Origin of the sequence: sulfur-oxidizing endosymbiont of Gigantopelta aegis, from assembly GCF_016097415.1 — a bacterium.
Taxonomy (GTDB): Bacteria; Pseudomonadota; Gammaproteobacteria; order GRL18; family GRL18; genus GRL18.
The window spans coordinates 3,164,075-3,179,941 of the sequence record NZ_JAEHGE010000001.1 but is presented as its reverse complement, the minus strand read 5'-3'; the positions used below and the strand labels follow the sequence as shown (position 1 = coordinate 3,179,941).

The window sequence follows — 15,867 nt, the reverse complement described above, 5'->3', positions numbered from 1 at the left end:
ATTCAATAAGTGGCTTGTTTTTGGTATGATTTGATAGTGGCTGAGTAAGATTTGATTGTGGCTGAGTAAGCAGTATATGAGGAAGAACAAATGAGTTGGTGGGGTAAGTTTTTAGGCGGTGCGGTGGGTTTTACCATGGGCGGACCACTGGGATTATTAATTGGTGGTGTGATTGGCCACAAATTAGTGGATAAGCCTTTACAGGCAGGCATGGATGATAATAATGAATTAACTCAGGCGGCTTTTTTCTCGGCTACTTTTTCCATTATGGGTCATATTGCCAAGGCTGATGGTCATGTCACGAAAGACGAAATTGCCATGGCAAAGCAGATCATGGATCACATGAAGCTGGATGCAGAACAAAAGAAAGCCGCGATTGCTTTGTTTAATCAAGGTAAACAGGCTGATTTTGATCTGGATGGGGTGTTATTTCAGTTTAAACAAGTGGCGCATCGACGCACGACCTTGTTGCAAATGTTTATGGAAATACAGCTTCATGCTGCTTTTGCCGATGGTAAAATGGATGAGGCTGAGCAATTAATCATTAATAAAGTTGCTCAGCGCTTAGGCTTTACCAACAGACATATTGAACAATTAAGTGCTCTGGTTCGTTCCAATCTGGGCCTAGGCGGCAATCGCTATTACTATAATCAAGGCGACGAGAATAAAAGCCATAGTGAATTAGTCAAAGAAGCCTACGAAATGTTAGGTGTATCTGCTGCTTCCAGTGATGCGGAAGTCAAAAAAGGCCTATCGTCGTTTGATGAACCAGCATCATCCGGATAAACTGGTTTCTAAGGGCTTGCCTGAGGAGATGATACAGATGGCGACAGAGAAGACGCAGCAGATTAAGGGCTTATGAAATGGTTAAAGAAGTGCGTAAGAAATAAGTGAATGTTGATGCGCATCGTGCCTTAACGACATCCTACAAATATCGAAATTTACCTCGACCTAGGATGCCAATGAGGTACGAAGCACATCATTGAATGTAAAAAATAATGCCTTCATACTAACAGCAGTCTTACAAATTAATATATTTCCCACCACTGGCAATCGCGATGGTAATCAAGCCTAAAATAAGATTGGTTGTCACTAGTTGGCGAATTTTATTCATCAAGGCACCGCCGACAGGATATTCTTTATTGGCTACGGCTATTTTTAGCTGCTGATAAGGGACAAAATAGATATAGGCATAAATGGCGGTCATGATCAGGCCGATGCCATGCATAGTCTGTATATAGAGTGCTTTTAAACCCGCTAAACCACCAAAGACATCAAAAATCATCCAGTATCCAGTGATTAAAATCGTCCCTACGGCAATCCAAACCCAAAGAAAAACCGTCCGAACACTGCAACCCAAAGAGGTAAACGCTGTGGTGGCTCTAATTGTTCAACGGCAGAAGGGCGCAGAATCATGTGTGCGAAAAACATTCCACCCACCCAAATAACAGCGGAAAGTAAATGCAGAGTAAATGCTAGCGAGTAAGTCATAAAAATACCTCAAAAAACAGGGAATAAAAATATATCTAGGGTTTATTATAGCCAATAAGCTAGGGGTAAAATACTTTGTTTAACCAATTGTTAACATAACTCACCAACTCATCATCCAGGCCATTATAAAAGTGATTGGCGCCAATCGTCTCTACTTGACGGGAATGCTTATGATGCATTTTTTCGCTGCTGTTTTACGTGCCTTGGCAGAGCGCATAACGGAATCAAGATCCAGGCTGCCATACATATCTAATAGGGGAATTTTTTATTTTCTCAATCATTTTGGGGCTACTATGTGGTATTTCTGTGCCGAAAGAGGGAGTGCCAATGATAATCGCAGCACTGACCAAGGGTGTTTTATCGGCATTAGCAGCATCGGGCTTTTGTTGTAATGCTTGCACAAAGTCAATGAGCGCAGGGGATATCGGAGACGCCTATATCAACATTGGTGACATGAGCTTCCCGGTGGGTGCCGGCATTGCCCGGTGCGACGAACACCTCGTCTACTTGAGGCGATTGAGCTGCTTTCCAGGCCAGTGCGTGTTCGCGACCGCCATTACCGATGACTAAAAATTTTCATGCAATAAACCTATTGATAGGGGGATGAATTTTCTGAGCTAAAGACTGATCATCATCCTGAATAAATGACCGCACATTTTACCACCTCTTTTTTTACCCTGTTGTTGGAAAATAGATAAATTGTTGGAAAAAATATAAATCTTCTAGGGAAACACCTAATAATAATCAAAAAAGGCCTTGGTTATAATTCATGCAGAAATTATATTAATTCATGGAAAATGTAGTAAGGATGCTGGCAGTTACTGCTTCAGAGACAAAATAAGAACTAGGCAATCATCGTTTTTAATAGGATATTAAAGAACAATTGCCAAATAAAATGTCACGATGTAGCTGTTAAATTACACCTAACTCCCCGCCTTTACCTCAGGAGGAGTTATTGTTTTCAATATAAGCCCTTACTGCTTCCAATCTTTACGCTAGAAGGAATCGCTTATGTCTACCGGAAAATCTGCCACCACTTCACTCCCGAAATTTGCTCAAAAAACATTGCTCGCTATCGCAGTCAGCACAAGTTTTATTATCACAGCCACCAGCTTAACTGGTTGCCAAAGCACTCAGCCGATGTCGGCTGACATTTGCTTGAGACAGAGCTTTTTTGACCGATGCTTCTTTGTTACAAAGAAGTCCCCAGTGAGCGTCTAAGCACGTAGCTGTTTTTATGAAAAAGCAGGATGTGAAGACTATCCACAGGCCACTTTGGCTATCATGATTGGTTTAGTGTAATTAACAAGGCGAACGCCATCAGCATTGCGAGAAATTGTTTGCCATGTGATCGGATAATGTCATGGGCATTCTGCATTTTCCAGCCACGATCCGCTGCCATTGTGTGATTACAATGCCAGTTGTAAAGTGTTGTCCTGAAGATTTTGTGCTGAATTGTTCGTGCTTCAATCGGTGATGTGAATAGCCACTCAACTCTGGCTACAGTGAATTATCTGCACTGTCATCATTGATAGGTGACCATGAGTGGTGAATGACTATTCGCCATTATTGAAAGCCAAAAGTGGTGGTTAAAATCTGATACTCTAGTGGACTGACACTTGCAGTGTGCCGGTGCGGATATGTTCTTGCAGTTCTATGAAATATTACAATCACACATGGTCATGCCGACTTATGAGCGAAAGCAACCACTGCAAAATAGGGCTAAACTGGCCTCAGCAATGTTTATGCTGAACCTGCTGTCTGGAATACTCAACAAACAAGTCAAGTGCCAGCCCTCGCCCACATATCCAATGTTGACAAATAAATAGCTTCAGCCGCCAATGAATATTGAGGTACAGCAATATATTTCATTGATGGAAACAATTGATTCCACTTCCAGAACTTAAAGCTGATCGGCTTAACGGCACCACCGGGAAAAATGCCATGGAACGGTATAACCATGTGGACAGTGTGATCCGATAATTCATGCTCAGGATGGTTTGAATATGCTTGCTAGTCGTTGCTTGGTTTATCAGCCTTAACCCATGGTGTGTGACGAACAAGGCAAGCTTTTATTTAAGTCATTAGTCGTTCCATTGCTGAAGTCGATAGAAAACTGAACTCACCTATTGAAGCTGAAGCCATAGCGATGGTGCAAACAATTAGCAATCAGCCAACAGCAGCAGGCATCTCTCAGACTCAAAAAACAGCCGCCAATGCAATGGCAGGATTCAGCTAAAATGCTGGCTTATAGCCCTAAGCCAGCAGTTAATAACCCCTAAGCAAGTAGTGAGCTCAAAGCCAGTTGCTAAAACAACAGCTAAGCCACAAGTCACAGCCTATAAACACAACCAAAAGCCATCACTACAAGCACGGCAGTTGCTAAAACTTCAAGCAGCCAGCCTAGCCCCTCTATAACCCCTGTTACAGTAACTTCTGCAGCAAGCAAATGTGGTCACTACTCAAGCCATCACCTCAGTAGCTGTAGCACCTGTATTGCAAAAAGCCTGTGCAAAAGTTGCTTACGATCCCTGGGATAAGACGGATATAAGGGGGAGCGCTCAACTAGGTAAAGAAGAAACTGTCTTTGGTGTTGCTATCACCAAAGGAGCAGGTGCTGATAGAACAGTGATGGGGAATATTGATGTAGCCAGTGTAAAGCATTCGGCTCATCTGCCTTATGAGATTCTTTTGTTTCAGGCAATAAGGCCTATATGCTTAATGGTAAATTCAGAATTGCAATAAGTTTTCCTGATTTAACCATGGGACAGTTTAGGCCATTAGCAGTGCGCCGGATTCAACAGAAGATACCATGAAAAGTATTGCCTTATCCGGGGCGCAAGTGAGCAGTAATTAATAAGCACGATAGGTACTTGTAACGTTGTTTGACTTCCCCTTCTTTTAGAAGGGGACTGAGGGGTTGCTTCTTCTCCATCCCTATCACAAACATTAATAACGATGGAATTACAAACAAAGTAAAAATGGTAGAGAAAGCCAAACCACCGGTGATCACACTACCCAAGCCTCGATAAAACTCAGAACCTGGCCCCGGCGATAGCAACAAGGGCAACATACCAAATAACGATGTTAAAGAACCCATAAAAATAGGGCGTAAACGACTGCGTGTTGATTCAATGATCGCCTCTTTATGTGCATAGGCTTCATTGCGTATTAAATTCAATGCTTGATGAACGATCAAAATAGCATTATTAACAACAATACCAATTAAAATAATAAAGCCCAACATTGTAAGTACATCGAGTGGCTGATGGGCTAAAAATTGATTGGTAAAAGCTAGACCAATAAAGCCACCTGCCGCCGCTAAAGGCAAAGTAAATAAAATGATCAATGGATAAACAAAATTAGCAAATAATGCTGACATTAATAAATAAGTAATCACAATGGCAAGGATGATATTGAGATACATCGAATCAACGGTTTCAGTGAGTTTATCCGTTGTGCCGCTTAAAGAAATGCTCACACCCTTTAACTTACCTTGTTTTTCTAAGCTGGGAATAATCTCTTGTTCAAAGAGCTCCATGCCTTCTTGCAAGGTCATCTCATCGGGTGGCGTCACTTCTAAAGTGATGGTTCTTTTGCCGTTAAAATGACGAATTTCACTGATGCCACTGGTTGCTTCCAAACTCAGCCAGGGTATTAAAACCAACTAACTTACCCGATGGTGGCCACCAGGCTATAATACAGTTCTTCCGGAGAATGAATATCTTGTTTATCAGCCTGTAAGATCAAATCGATTTTTTTCTCACCTTCTACTTTAAAGTCATCAATCTTGCGTCCTTCTAATAGCACGTCGGCGAAAATCCCAAGTGATAACAAATCCATACCCAGGCGTTGTAATTGACTGTGTTTGGGCTTGAGTAAGACTTCAGGGTAGAGCAATTCAATCGAAGGAATGGGACGGATTTGCATCTTAGGTGCAGATTTTTTTATTGCACCAAATAAGGTCGCACCCACCAGAGTAAGTTGTTCTATTTTTTCACCGCTGATATCAATGTCAATGGTTCTGCCCTTGCCTATGCCTTGTTCAAACACACCAGCTTGTTTAGTGATGCCAAAAATACCGGGAAAGCTATTCACAATAGGAATTAATAAGGGCTTGAGCTCTTTTATTCGACTATCTTCTTCGGCAATGACACCAAAAATCATAAAGCTACCGGATGCCACATAAAATAAGCGTTCTATAGCAGGATAGGCCTTATAATCCTGATTGATATGGGGCTTTAATTGTTGGTAGATAGAGTCACCAATGGATTTTTTTTTCCTGATAGGAAAGCCTGGGGGTGGAATGAGAATGTTGAAATATAAATTGCGATTGCCCTGAGGTAAATACTCCATTTTTGGTAAGAGGCTATAAACACTTAAAGCAGATAGGCATGTTAAACTAAAAATAGTCACTAAACGGCGTGTCTTAGTCTGTAAAATTTGACTGATTAAGTGCATAATAAAATGACTGATCCAGCGCCCGACAGCAACCAGTGCGTCATTAATTGCATGTGTCAGGCGATTAGAAAATAAGCGGCGGGGCGTATTTGTTTCAGGGGAATGCAAGGTCATTAATTGATGCCATAGCATCGGTATCACTGAAATGGATACAAACAGTGAAAATGTCACGGCAGCAGTCACCGCAATGGCAATATCTTTAAATAATTGCCCTGCTTCATTTTGTAAAAAGATAATGGGCAAAAAGACCGCTATCGTTGTGAGTGCAGATGCGATTAAGGCTCCCCATACTTCGCTAGTGCCGTCATAGGCCGCAGCAAAAAATGACTTGCCCATTTTTTTATGACGATCAATATTTTCCAGCACCACAATGGCTGAATCAACCAACATACCTACAGAAAAAGAGATGCCGGCCAATGAGATGGTATTCAGTGAGCGCCCCATAAGATGGAGGATGATGAAGGTAGCAATAATTGATATAGGAATTGCCAAAGCCACCACCGCAGTGGCAGATATTGCCCGTAAAAATAGCAGTAAAATGATAATGGCTAGCAGTCCACCAATCAAGATGTTTTGCTGCACTAAACTAATCGCACCTTGAATATAAGCACGTTTATCATGAAGCCAATTAAGGTGCAGTCCCATTTCTTTACTTGATTACCCATAAAGCTCCGCCATTTTTAGGAGCTTTCCATTCATAGGTGGCGTTTTCATCGCCACGCATAAAAACCTTGGCATCATGTCTTTTAAGTTAAAGCGTCTATTAAACCGATAACAAAATTCAGCAAGATACCGAGGTAAATGTTTTGAGTTAATGGAATGATAGCTTCCCTTCATAGAGTTTTTAATATTACCTATCATAGTGTTAACCCAGATAAACTCAATTTTATCAACACTTGCCGCACCACCACCCGTGACGATTGGAACATGCTTACAGTCAGCTTCTTTAACTGCAGGAAAACAATTTAACCCATCTGAGTAAACAGTACTTCCAGGTGTTAAATGAGTTTGTGCCCATCGTTTTATTTCACTGGATTTAAACCCTTTAAGCACATTTAAATTCATTGCAATCGGGTGTCCATCTTCATTAGTAGAAACGGCTGCAACGAACGGTGTTTTATTTTCTGAACCACGACCTCTGGAGCCGCCTCTGTGCTCACCACCCCAGTAGGCATCATCAATTTGAATGATGCCTGATAAAGGTTTACTGTCATCACGTTCTTTCATAACCTGCATGATCTTTTGTTTCATACTCCAGGCTGTATTGTAGCTTACCTTAAGCTGTCTCTTTAATTCTAATGCTGAAACCGCTGTCTTCAATTGAGTCATAAGATGAATCGCTAAAAACCACTTAGATAAAGGCAGTTTGGTACTATCAAATATTGTCCCACAGGTTGCTGATGTCTGATGATGACAATGGTGGCACTGATAAAGATGGCGATGTTCTAGAGTGCAATAAGTCTTATTGCCACACTCTGGGCAAACAAATCCATCAGGAAATTTCCATTTAAATATATTTGTCGGCACTGTTTGTCAGTGCCATAATCATTAAAAAGCTCAAATAAACTATAACCTTCTTGAAACTGAATTTTATTTTTTGACATCATTCTACTCCACACATAATCTATACTTTAATTATAGTATAATTATAGTATAATTATCGAAATATGGCGGAGCTTTGTGGGTAATCAAGTTTCTTTAAGCATGCCAGCGTTCAGTTGCTTGACCACCGCTTCAACCTGATTACTGAGTGCAACGATATTGGTATTGTTTTCTGGTTTGACACCAATGATTAAGCCCTTAGTACCTTCGAGTGCAGAAAAGGAATTTGCCACCGCATAAGAAAAACCGATAGTTGCTATATCACTCAATCGGACTAGACGATTATTGTCCGCAATTAAAATCAGTTCACCCAGACTGTGTGCATCACGAAATTGAGCGGTGGTTCGGATGCGATAATTTCTTCGGTCAATATCAATAGAACCTGCTGAAATATCCTGATTATGACGCCTGATCCGCTCAATAATGTCATCAATACTGAGTCGGTATTTTGCCAGTTGATGGATATCCAGTGTGATTTGCATTTGCTTTTTTGTGCCACTGAGAATGAGCAGTTCTGCGACACCGGGAACGCGTTCTATATGCTCACGAACATGATCATCCAGATAGGTTTTATAGGTATCAATATCATTGGGGTTTTCAGGCAGGGTTCTGAGCATTGTCCAAATTACAGGCGAAGCACTTTCTCCGGTTGCTTTGATAATAGGTTTTTTTACATTGTCGGGGTAGTTATTGACTTCAGACAGCTTATTGCTAACATCCAGCAAGGCTTTTTCAATGCGTGTGCCTAATTTAAATGTCAGGGTAATAGTGGCTAAATTATCCTGTGCTTTGGCCTCGTAAATAAGGAGTCCCGGGGTATTTTTTAGTACCAGTTCCTGCTCATCAATAATATCCTGTTCGATCTCACGTGGTGATGCCCCGGGCCAAGCAGTAATGATGGAAATTTTAGCTTCACTGACGTTTGGAGTGAGTTGCAGGGGGAGTTTATTTAAGGCCAATATGCCAAAAATCAGCAGTAATAATACCACCACGACAATACTGACGGGCTTATGTAAGGAATATTTTATAATATCCATCAGTTACTTTTGATCACTATCATTGAGCTTGATTCAGGTTTTGTATTTTAAGTGCCTGACCGGGAAAAACTCGTTCATTACCTTTAACGATGACTTGCATGCCTGCTACTAATTGTTCATTTTCATCGCTTGCTTGGATCGCAGCCATTGATCCATCGAATAGGCTGACAGTGATAGCAACCATTTTAGCGCTATCTTGTTGCTCTTTAGTTTGCACAATAAATATCACATCATGACCAAAGCGTTTTATCACTGCATCTCGAGGGACGAGTAGCATTTCATGATTTTGGCTTCTTGGGAGTTTGATCAAGGCTTCCATTCCTGAAAAGAAAGTATCCGTGCTATTGCTTGGGTACTTGCTTGATTTAAGGTCAAGCTTTATCCGCAAGGGAAAAGTTCTGCTTTTATTGTCCCCTTTAAGGATGATACCTTCAATTGTGCCATTGATGGTCTCTTTGCCAATGCTTAGGATCAGTGTTTTTCCTGGATGAATGTTTAGAGCATAAGAGGCAGGCAGGTCAAATAGGGCATACATTTTTTTTGGGTTAACCAGGGTGGCTATCTTGCCACCCTTATCAACCCACTCACCAATTTCCACATGGCGTTCGGTGATGATGCCGCTAAATGGGGCGGTAATCATATTTTGCTTGCGTTCAATTAATAAGGCTTGTAATTCAGCGTTAGAAGAGATGAATTTTTGATCAATACGAATTTTATCATAATAAATTTCATCGTATTTTTGTTGTGAGACATTTTTTTGTTTGACCAAAATCTTATAACGCTTGAGATCCTTGGCTGATTTTTCGGTTAATAGTTTCAGCTCTTTTATAGAGGCTTGCAAGGCTTTAATTGTTGAGTCTAAAATTTCATGATCTAATTCAACCAGAGTGTCACCCTTATGTATTTCTTGTGTGGCATCGAAATTAACAGCAAGTACTAGGCCTTGTGTTTTAGAAGCTAGGAGGGATGACTGAGTGAAATGGATACTACCGATAAAAGTTTGCTCGGTATTCAATGTTCCCCGAGTGATGGGGCTGGTTTGCACCTTTGTGAGCGGTGAGGCGAGGCTAATTTGACTAATGTGGCTATACTTAACCGGACACACAACTTAAAATAACTAAAAGATAAAAAGTGTGACCTAAAATGAATGATCAAACAAAAAACCGAATAAAAGCTATACATCAGAATTTAAAGAATCAGCTGTCAAATTAGCTAATGAGACGGATCAATCCGTTTCTCAGACTGCCAGGGAGCTAGGTGTTAATGTAAATACTCTACATACCTGGATCAGTAAATATTCCAAACCGGTGAAGACGGTAGCCAATAGAAGTGATGAACACATTTATGATGAAGTAAAACGTCTGAAAAAGAATTGGCAAAGTGATTCAGGAGCGTGATTTATTAAAAGGCCACAGCGTACTTTGCAAGGAAACTTTGTGAAGTACGCATGGATAACTGATCAGGCTAAAGATTACCCGGTAACGATTCTGTGCCGTTTTATGGATGTTTCCCGTAGTTGCTATTATGATTGGGTTAGCTCTCCTAAAACGGATAGAGAGAAAGAAAATGAAGCGCTTACTGAGCAGCTAAAAAACTGTTTGAAGACAGTCGCAAGACTTATGGAACCGTCGTCTTAAAAGAAAACTGGCTGAAAAGGCGTTCATATAAGCCGCCGGAGAATTGGTCGATTAATGAAAAAGCCGGTTTGTTTTGTAAAACGAAGAGACGCTTTAAAGCGACGACTAATTCCAAGCATAATAAGCGTATATCTCCAAATTTACTGGAAAGAGAGTTTACTGTCTCTCAACCTGATCGCTACTATGTGGGTGATATTACCTATATTGCCACCAAGGAAGGCTGGTTATATTTAGCGGTTGTCATTGACTTATTCTCTAGGCAAATTGTTGGCTGGTCGATGGATGAGCGAATGAAAGCCAAGCTAGTCAATGATGCTTTACTGATGGCCATATGGAAGCGTAAACCAATGGATGGATTGCTTTGGCATACTGACCGAGGTAGCCAATATGCCTCTGATAGTCATAGAAAAATATTGTCGGATCATAACATAATTCAGTCTATGAGCCGCAAAGGAAATTGCTGGGACAATGCTGTATCAGAGAGCTTCTTTCATAGTTTGAAAACTGAATTGACGCACCATTGTCGATTCAAAACCAGAGTAGAAGCAAAGCAGGCAATATTTGAATATATTGAGGTATTTTATAATCGGGAGCGACTTCATTCGGCTAATGATTATTTGTCACCAGTCGATTATGAAATACAGCAGGAAATAGCTTAAATCGATTGATTGAAGAGGGTAAAAGGCGACATAAATGCCGCCCATTACCGTTGACGGCCATCGGCTCCTCAGCCTGTGCCGTGAAGATATTGTAACAGGATCATTACCGTTGTGAAAATACCTTGGGTGAATGGAACGGCTCTATCGTTCCAGAGGGCAAAGCCCTTTCTCTTCATCTGTTTAAAGTTAACATGAGAAACTAAAATGATAGGAAATACAAAATGACAAAAATCACTTGAAACAGCCAAAAAATATTTAGAAAACTGTCCGGAAAAGTGTTGACACATCAGACTGCAGCACTGCATGACTAAAAGAAGTATAAACAGATGAGAACGCTTGGCTATCATGAGTGATCCATAGATGTTAAATAAGTGTTCAGGGGCAGATAAAATAAGCTAATCTAATCTAATCTATGTAGGATGTGGTGAGGAACGAACCGCATCAATGACTTCAAACTGTCTCCATTGATGCGGTTCGTTCCTCACCACATCCTAAAGTGTAATAATGGCTACATCATAAAAACGGGGCTTAACTGGCGACTTCTTCAAAACCCATTTCAATTGATTTGTGTAATTTTTTCGTGTTGCCGCAATCAGTGCTTCGACATCTTTCTCGCCATCATTCTTCACAGCCACAGTCATCGACATGGCACAGCGAATGCTGATAAAACCGGCATTGGTTTTATAAGAGCGATGATTTAAGTCATGTAATATTCGTTTGAAGTTACGGCAGCGGACATCATCCTTGTTGTCATTATACATGGCAATGAGAAATTCATCCTGTTGAGTATGGCCGACCAAATCAATCGGACGTACATGGCGGCAAATACGTGTTGCGACACTACTGAGCAACTGTTCATGCACTTGCTGGCCATATTTTTGGGTGATTTCATCCATCCCGGTTACTTTTAAAATAGCACAACAGGTTGCACCCCGCGAGCATAGGTTTGCTTCAATAAGGCTTCTAATCGATTTTGAGTATCATTGAGACGCCCTAGTCCGGTGATTCGATCCACCGTGCATTTCATTTCAAACATTTTGTGTAATGTTTGAGTACTCATTAACAAATCATTCTGCATAGTGGCCACTCGGCCAGCAGAGTATATGCGAGCGGCTAATTCGACTTTGTTTGGGGTTTGACAATGTAGTCATCGACACCCTCTTCAAAGGCGGTGCGAATCGAAGCAATATCATCTTTTGCTGTGAGTAAGACAATACCGGTATAGTGATAACGCTCTTCGTCTAACTGGCGAATTTTTTGTCAGTTCAAGGCCATTGATGTGTCAACACTTTTCCGGACAGTTTTCTAAATATTTTTTGGCTGTTTCAAGTGATTTTTGTCATTTTGTATTTCCTATCATTTTAGTTTCTCATGTTAACTTTAAACAGATGAAGAGAAAGGGCTTTGCCCTCTGGAACGATAGAGCCGTTCCATTCACCCAAGGTATTTTCACAACGGTAATGATCCTGTTACAATATCTTCACGGCACAGGCTGAGGAGCCGATGGCCGTCAACGGTAATGGGCGGCATTTATGTCGCCTTTACCCTCTTCAATCAATCGATTTAAGCTATTTCCTGCTGTATTTCATAATCGACTGGTGACAAATAATCATTAGCCGAATGAAGTCGCTCCCGATTATAAAATACCTCAATATATTCAAATATTGCCTGCTTTGCTTTACTCTGGTTTTGAATCGACAATGGTGCGTCAATTCAGTTTTCAAACTATGAAAGAAGCTTCTGATACAGCATTGTCCCAGCAATTTCCTTTGCGGCTCATAGACTGAATTTGTTATGATCCGACAATATTTTCTATGACTATCAGAGGCATATTGGCTACCTCGGTCAGTATGCCAAAGCAATCCATCCATTGGTTTACGCTTCCTATGGCCATCAGTAAAGCATCATTGACTAGCTTGGCTTTCATTCGCTCATCCATCGACCAGCCAACAATTTGCCTAGAGAATAAGTCAATGACAACCGCTAATATAACCAGCCTTCCTTGGTGGCAATATAGGTAATATCACCCACATAGTAGCGATCAGGTTGAGAGACAGTAAACTCTCTTTCCAGTAAATTTGGAGATATACGCTTATTATGCTTGGAATTAGTCGTCGCTTTAAAGCGTCTCTTCGTTTTACAAAACAAACCGGCTTTTTCATTAATCGACCAATTCTCCGGCGGCTTATATGAACGCCTTTTCAGCCAGTCTTTAAGACGACGGGTTCCATAAGTCTTGCGACTGTCTTCAAACAGTTTTTTAGCTGCTCAGTAAGCGCTTCATTTTCTTTCTCTCTATCCGTTTTAGGAGAGCTAACCCAATCATAATAGCAACTACGGAAACATCCATAAACGGCACAGAATCGTTACCGGGTAATCTTTAGCCTGATCAGATCCATGCGTACTTCACAAAGTTTCCCTTGCAAAGTACGCTGTGGCCTTTTAATAAATCACGCTCCTGAATCACTTTGCCAATTCTTTTCAGACGTTTTACTTCATCATAAATGTGTTCATCACTTCTATTGGCTACCGTCTTCACCGGTTTGAATATTTACTGATCCAGGTATGTAGAGTATTTACATTAACACCTAGCTCCCTGGCAGTCTGAGAAACGGGTTGATCCGTCTCATTAGCTAATTTGACAGCTGATTCTTTAAATTCTGATGTATAGCTTTTATTCGGTTTTTTTGTTTGATCATTCATTTTAGGTCACACTTTTTATCTTTTAGTTATTTTAAGTTGTGTGTCCGGTTAAGTATAGCCACATTACATCCATTTCCGGCATCAGCCAATCTGCTAAAACAACATCGACTGATTTTTTTTGCAGGCGTAGCAAGGCTTCAGGGGCATTGTTGACGACATCAACAGAAGTATAACCTTCTTTTTTTAATGCCCGGCGAATGAATTCACAACTGAATTTCATATCGTCAACAACCAGAATGCTTAAAGAATCACGTATCATTTTTCCCTCAATGATCAGTTAATTAGAATAGAAATATTTTAACAGCTATCTAGGGTACTTTATATAGTGAAAAAAAGAATATACCCATGACACTTGGAAATGCAGACTTCGTTCTTTTAACTAAAAGCCTCAATCATGTAGTACTTTTATACAATCAATCGGCTCTTAGTCAAAAGGCCTCGCTGCATTTCCAAGTATCATGGATATAGACAGATTATCCTACAAAACACTTTTTAAGCAAATCCTAGGACAAATGCATTAATCTGGGCTAATATGGAGTGTAAGCTTAGTTTGATACAAACTGCTAAAAATATGCCCTATATACTCATAATTGATAAAGGATAGAAATAAGGAAACGGAATGAGTGATAAACCTCGGGTTTTGATTGTTGATGATGTGGAAGTGAATAGTAAGATCTTAGCTGCTTGCTTAAAAGGCAAGTATGAGATGACAATTGCCAGAGATGGACAAGCTTGTCTGGATATTGCCATTACTAGCCCCCAACCGGATCTTATCTTGCTTGATATAGAAATGCCGGGCATGAATGGTTATGAAGTGTGTAAACAATTAAAAAACAATTCATTAACAATGAATATTCCAGTGATTTTTGTGACCGCAAACGATCGTGAGGCTGATGAAGAAAAAGGTTTACTACTAGGCGCTGTTGATTATATCACCAAACCCTTACGCCCCTTAATCGTTGCCGCCAGAGTAAACACGCATATTACTCTGAAACAACAGCATGACCAACTACTCGCTTTGGCTACCCATGATCAACTAACAGGCTTGTATAATCGCCATTATTTATTTCATGGTGGTGGCAAGAAAATTGCCTATGCGGTTCGTCATCAATTACCTTTGAGTCTGGCCATGATGGATGTTGATTATTTTAAAGTCATTAACGATCAACATGGTCATCCTACCGGTGATGCTGTATTACAGGCCATTGCACAATTGCTGGGTAGCCAGTGCCGAGAAGAAGACATTGTGGCTCGTTTTGGTGGTGAAGAGTTTATCATTCTGTTTGAGCACTCAGATTTGACTCATGCAAATAAAAAAGCAGAAAAATTACGTAATATGATTGAACAATTGGAACCGGAAGGTTTAATTGTGACCATGAGTTTCGGGGTGGTGCAATTGGAACAAAAAGACTCAAATTTAGATGATATGATTGCCCGTGCAGACTCAGCGCTTTATTGTGCTAAAGAAACTGGACGAAATCAGGTGATTGGTGTTTAGTGCCTAGCGGTTTAAATCAAAGGCATTTAAATAAAAGACGTTTAAATAAAAAGGCCGTCACAGTTTCCTGTGACGGCCTTTTGGTACTAACTTCTAGTGCTAAGTTTTTTAATTACTTAGCAGCAGGTGCTGCTGGAGCAACTGGCGCTTGAGCTGACCATTGCTTCATTCTTTCTTCATAAGCTTTACGAGCAGCTTCCATTTGGGCTTGCTGTTGCTTTTGCATTGCTTGCATACGCTTCTGTTGTGCTTCAAACTGAGCCTTAGCTGCTGGGTTAGCAACAGGCGCTTGCATCTGAGGCGCTTGCATCATAGGTGCTTGCTGTGGGTAGCCATAAGGTGTGTTTGCATAGTTGTTATAACCATTGAAACGGCTGTTCATGTTGTTGTTACCAGCATAGTTGCTGTTACCATTTCCATAAGCTGAACCACGAGTGTTGCCTTTACCACGGCCACGGCCACGCGCTTTAATAGTGATTTCAACATCACCGTCCATGTCGCTGTCCATGCTGCCGTCGCCCCAACCATTACCATAGCCATTGCCATAAGCATTGTTGTTCATGTTGTTATAGCCATTGCCATTGAAGTTAGAGTTGCTGTTTCCGTCACCCATAGGGCTCCAAGAAGAAGCAGAAACTGACATTGAAGCAGTAGTTGCAGCAATTGCTACAGCGATAAGTAATTTGTTCATAATATACTCTCCAGTAATATTGAAATTTTTAATGTGTGTTAAATTTTTTGTCTCTCAAATTTATGAATCAAGTATATATTTGAATTGT

Annotated in this window: 16 protein-coding genes and 4 pseudogenes; 6 read left to right on the top strand and 14 right to left on the bottom strand. The window is 40.7% G+C overall.

Annotation, left to right across the window (positions count from 1 at the left end; translation table 11 throughout):
* The first annotated feature begins 90 nt into the window (after positions 1–90).
* Positions 91–786: a co-chaperone DjlA gene (gene djlA, locus JEU79_RS16260; RefSeq protein ID WP_343074982.1), complete on the top strand. Its 696-nt coding sequence runs from the start codon at positions 91–93 to the stop codon at positions 784–786.
* Positions 787–1,021: 235 nt separating this feature from the next.
* Here the strand turns inward: djlA and JEU79_RS28095 are convergent, their stop codons facing one another.
* The 4 genes and pseudogenes from JEU79_RS28095 to JEU79_RS16245 form a co-directional block, all read right to left on the bottom strand.
* A complete protein-coding gene (locus tag JEU79_RS28095) occupies positions 1,022–1,285 on the bottom strand; it encodes a hypothetical protein (RefSeq protein WP_343074981.1) in 264 nt (87 codons plus the stop codon).
* 26 nt (positions 1,286–1,311) lie between these two features.
* The gene (locus JEU79_RS28090) at positions 1,312–1,491 is read right to left on the bottom strand and encodes a hypothetical protein (RefSeq protein ID WP_343074980.1); all 180 of its coding nucleotides are present in this window, start codon (positions 1,489–1,491) and stop codon (positions 1,312–1,314) included.
* 417 nt (positions 1,492–1,908) lie between these two features.
* Positions 1,909–2,055 (bottom strand): annotated as a pseudogene (locus JEU79_RS16250) (phosphoribosylamine--glycine ligase); the annotation flags it as partial.
* 1,218 nt (positions 2,056–3,273) lie between these two features.
* Positions 3,274–3,453, bottom strand: a complete 180-nt coding sequence (locus tag JEU79_RS16245) for a hypothetical protein (RefSeq protein ID WP_198264941.1) — start codon at positions 3,451–3,453, stop codon at positions 3,274–3,276.
* Between the two features lie 489 nt (positions 3,454–3,942).
* Here JEU79_RS16245 and JEU79_RS16240 point away from each other — a divergent pair, with 489 nt between their 5' ends.
* The gene (locus JEU79_RS16240; RefSeq protein WP_198264940.1) at positions 3,943–4,236 is read left to right on the top strand and encodes a hypothetical protein; all 294 of its coding nucleotides are present in this window, start codon (positions 3,943–3,945) and stop codon (positions 4,234–4,236) included.
* 82 nt (positions 4,237–4,318) lie between these two features.
* On the opposite strand, the gene JEU79_RS27585 is transcribed toward JEU79_RS16240, so the two are convergent.
* The 5 genes and pseudogenes from JEU79_RS27585 to JEU79_RS16215 form a co-directional block, all read right to left on the bottom strand.
* Entirely contained in the window at positions 4,319–5,158 is an 840-nt protein-coding gene (locus JEU79_RS27585; RefSeq protein ID WP_198264939.1) for an efflux RND transporter permease subunit, read from the bottom strand.
* Positions 5,159–5,163: 5 nt separating this feature from the next.
* Positions 5,164–6,597 carry an efflux RND transporter permease subunit gene (locus JEU79_RS27580; protein ID WP_198264938.1) on the bottom strand — a complete coding sequence of 478 codons (1,434 nt, stop codon included), beginning with the start codon at positions 6,595–6,597 and terminating at the stop codon, positions 5,164–5,166.
* Positions 6,598–6,609: 12 nt separating this feature from the next.
* Positions 6,610–7,556: pseudogene (locus JEU79_RS16225) on the bottom strand (IS1595 family transposase).
* 84 nt (positions 7,557–7,640) lie between these two features.
* Positions 7,641–8,591: an efflux RND transporter permease subunit gene (locus JEU79_RS16220; protein WP_198264937.1), complete on the bottom strand. Its 951-nt coding sequence runs from the start codon at positions 8,589–8,591 to the stop codon at positions 7,641–7,643.
* Positions 8,592–8,610: 19 nt separating this feature from the next.
* Complete coding sequence (locus tag JEU79_RS16215; RefSeq protein ID WP_214660603.1) at positions 8,611–9,636, bottom strand: efflux RND transporter periplasmic adaptor subunit; 1,026 nt, start codon at positions 9,634–9,636, stop codon at positions 8,611–8,613.
* Positions 9,637–9,817: 181 nt separating this feature from the next.
* Between JEU79_RS16215 and JEU79_RS16210 the strand changes: the two are divergent.
* The 3 genes and pseudogenes from JEU79_RS16210 to JEU79_RS16200 all read left to right on the top strand — a co-directional run.
* Positions 9,818–9,988: pseudogene (locus JEU79_RS16210) on the top strand (transposase); the annotation flags it as partial.
* A 39-nt stretch (positions 9,989–10,027) separates the two neighbouring features.
* Positions 10,028–10,228, top strand: a complete 201-nt coding sequence (locus JEU79_RS16205; protein WP_198264935.1) for a hypothetical protein — start codon at positions 10,028–10,030, stop codon at positions 10,226–10,228.
* Positions 10,186–10,887 carry an IS3 family transposase gene (locus tag JEU79_RS16200; protein WP_198266046.1) on the top strand — a complete coding sequence of 234 codons (702 nt, stop codon included), beginning with the start codon at positions 10,186–10,188 and terminating at the stop codon, positions 10,885–10,887. Before JEU79_RS16205 ends, JEU79_RS16200 begins: the two co-directional genes overlap by 43 nt.
* Positions 10,888–11,378: 491 nt before the next feature.
* Here JEU79_RS16200 and JEU79_RS16195 read toward each other — a convergent pair whose 3' ends face one another.
* The 4 genes and pseudogenes from JEU79_RS16195 to JEU79_RS16160 all read right to left on the bottom strand — a co-directional run bounded on the left by JEU79_RS16195 (position 11,379) and on the right by JEU79_RS16160 (position 13,849).
* On the bottom strand, positions 11,379–11,783 hold the full coding sequence (locus tag JEU79_RS16195; protein ID WP_198264934.1) for a diguanylate cyclase domain-containing protein: 405 nt from the start codon (positions 11,781–11,783) through the stop codon (positions 11,379–11,381).
* Positions 11,784–11,794: 11 nt separating this feature from the next.
* Complete coding sequence (locus tag JEU79_RS16190) at positions 11,795–11,947, bottom strand: hypothetical protein (protein ID WP_198264933.1); 153 nt, start codon at positions 11,945–11,947, stop codon at positions 11,795–11,797.
* Between the two features lie 503 nt (positions 11,948–12,450).
* Positions 12,451–13,590: pseudogene (locus tag JEU79_RS28755) on the bottom strand (IS3 family transposase).
* A gap of 31 nt (positions 13,591–13,621) precedes the next feature.
* Entirely contained in the window at positions 13,622–13,849 is a 228-nt protein-coding gene (locus JEU79_RS16160) for a response regulator (RefSeq protein WP_198264927.1), read from the bottom strand.
* Between the two features lie 360 nt (positions 13,850–14,209).
* On the opposite strand from JEU79_RS16160, the gene JEU79_RS16155 reads away from it, so the two are divergent.
* The gene (locus JEU79_RS16155; protein WP_198264926.1) at positions 14,210–15,088 is read left to right on the top strand and encodes a GGDEF domain-containing response regulator; all 879 of its coding nucleotides are present in this window, start codon (positions 14,210–14,212) and stop codon (positions 15,086–15,088) included.
* 112 nt (positions 15,089–15,200) lie between these two features.
* Here JEU79_RS16155 and JEU79_RS16150 read toward each other — a convergent pair whose 3' ends face one another.
* On the bottom strand, positions 15,201–15,779 hold the full coding sequence (locus tag JEU79_RS16150) for a sulfur globule family protein (RefSeq protein WP_198264925.1): 579 nt from the start codon (positions 15,777–15,779) through the stop codon (positions 15,201–15,203).
* Positions 15,780–15,867: the final 88 nt, after the last annotated feature.

Bases quoted from the DNA above. Each gene is read 5' to 3' on its own strand.
- JEU79_RS16160 (WP_198264927.1), bottom strand. From the start codon at position 13,849: ATGATACGTGATTCTTTAAGCATTCTGGTTGTTGACGATATGAAATTC.
- djlA (WP_343074982.1), top strand. From the start codon at position 91: ATGAGTTGGTGGGGTAAGTTTTTAGGCGGTGCGGTGGGTTTTACCATG.
- JEU79_RS16155 (WP_198264926.1), top strand. From the start codon at position 14,210: ATGAGTGATAAACCTCGGGTTTTGATTGTTGATGATGTGGAAGTGAAT.
- JEU79_RS16195 (WP_198264934.1), bottom strand. From the start codon at position 11,783: ATGGATGAAATCACCCAAAAATATGGCCAGCAAGTGCATGAACAGTTG.
- JEU79_RS28090 (WP_343074980.1), bottom strand. From the start codon at position 1,491: ATGACTTACTCGCTAGCATTTACTCTGCATTTACTTTCCGCTGTTATT.
- JEU79_RS16150 (WP_198264925.1), bottom strand. From the start codon at position 15,779: ATGAACAAATTACTTATCGCTGTAGCAATTGCTGCAACTACTGCTTCA.
- JEU79_RS16220 (WP_198264937.1), bottom strand. From the start codon at position 8,591: ATGGATATTATAAAATATTCCTTACATAAGCCCGTCAGTATTGTCGTG.
- JEU79_RS16245 (WP_198264941.1), bottom strand. From the start codon at position 3,453: ATGGTTATACCGTTCCATGGCATTTTTCCCGGTGGTGCCGTTAAGCCG.
- JEU79_RS27580 (WP_198264938.1), bottom strand. From the start codon at position 6,597: ATGGGACTGCACCTTAATTGGCTTCATGATAAACGTGCTTATATTCAA.
- JEU79_RS28095 (WP_343074981.1), bottom strand. From the start codon at position 1,285: ATGATTTTTGATGTCTTTGGTGGTTTAGCGGGTTTAAAAGCACTCTAT.
- JEU79_RS16190 (WP_198264933.1), bottom strand. From the start codon at position 11,947: ATGAGTACTCAAACATTACACAAAATGTTTGAAATGAAATGCACGGTG.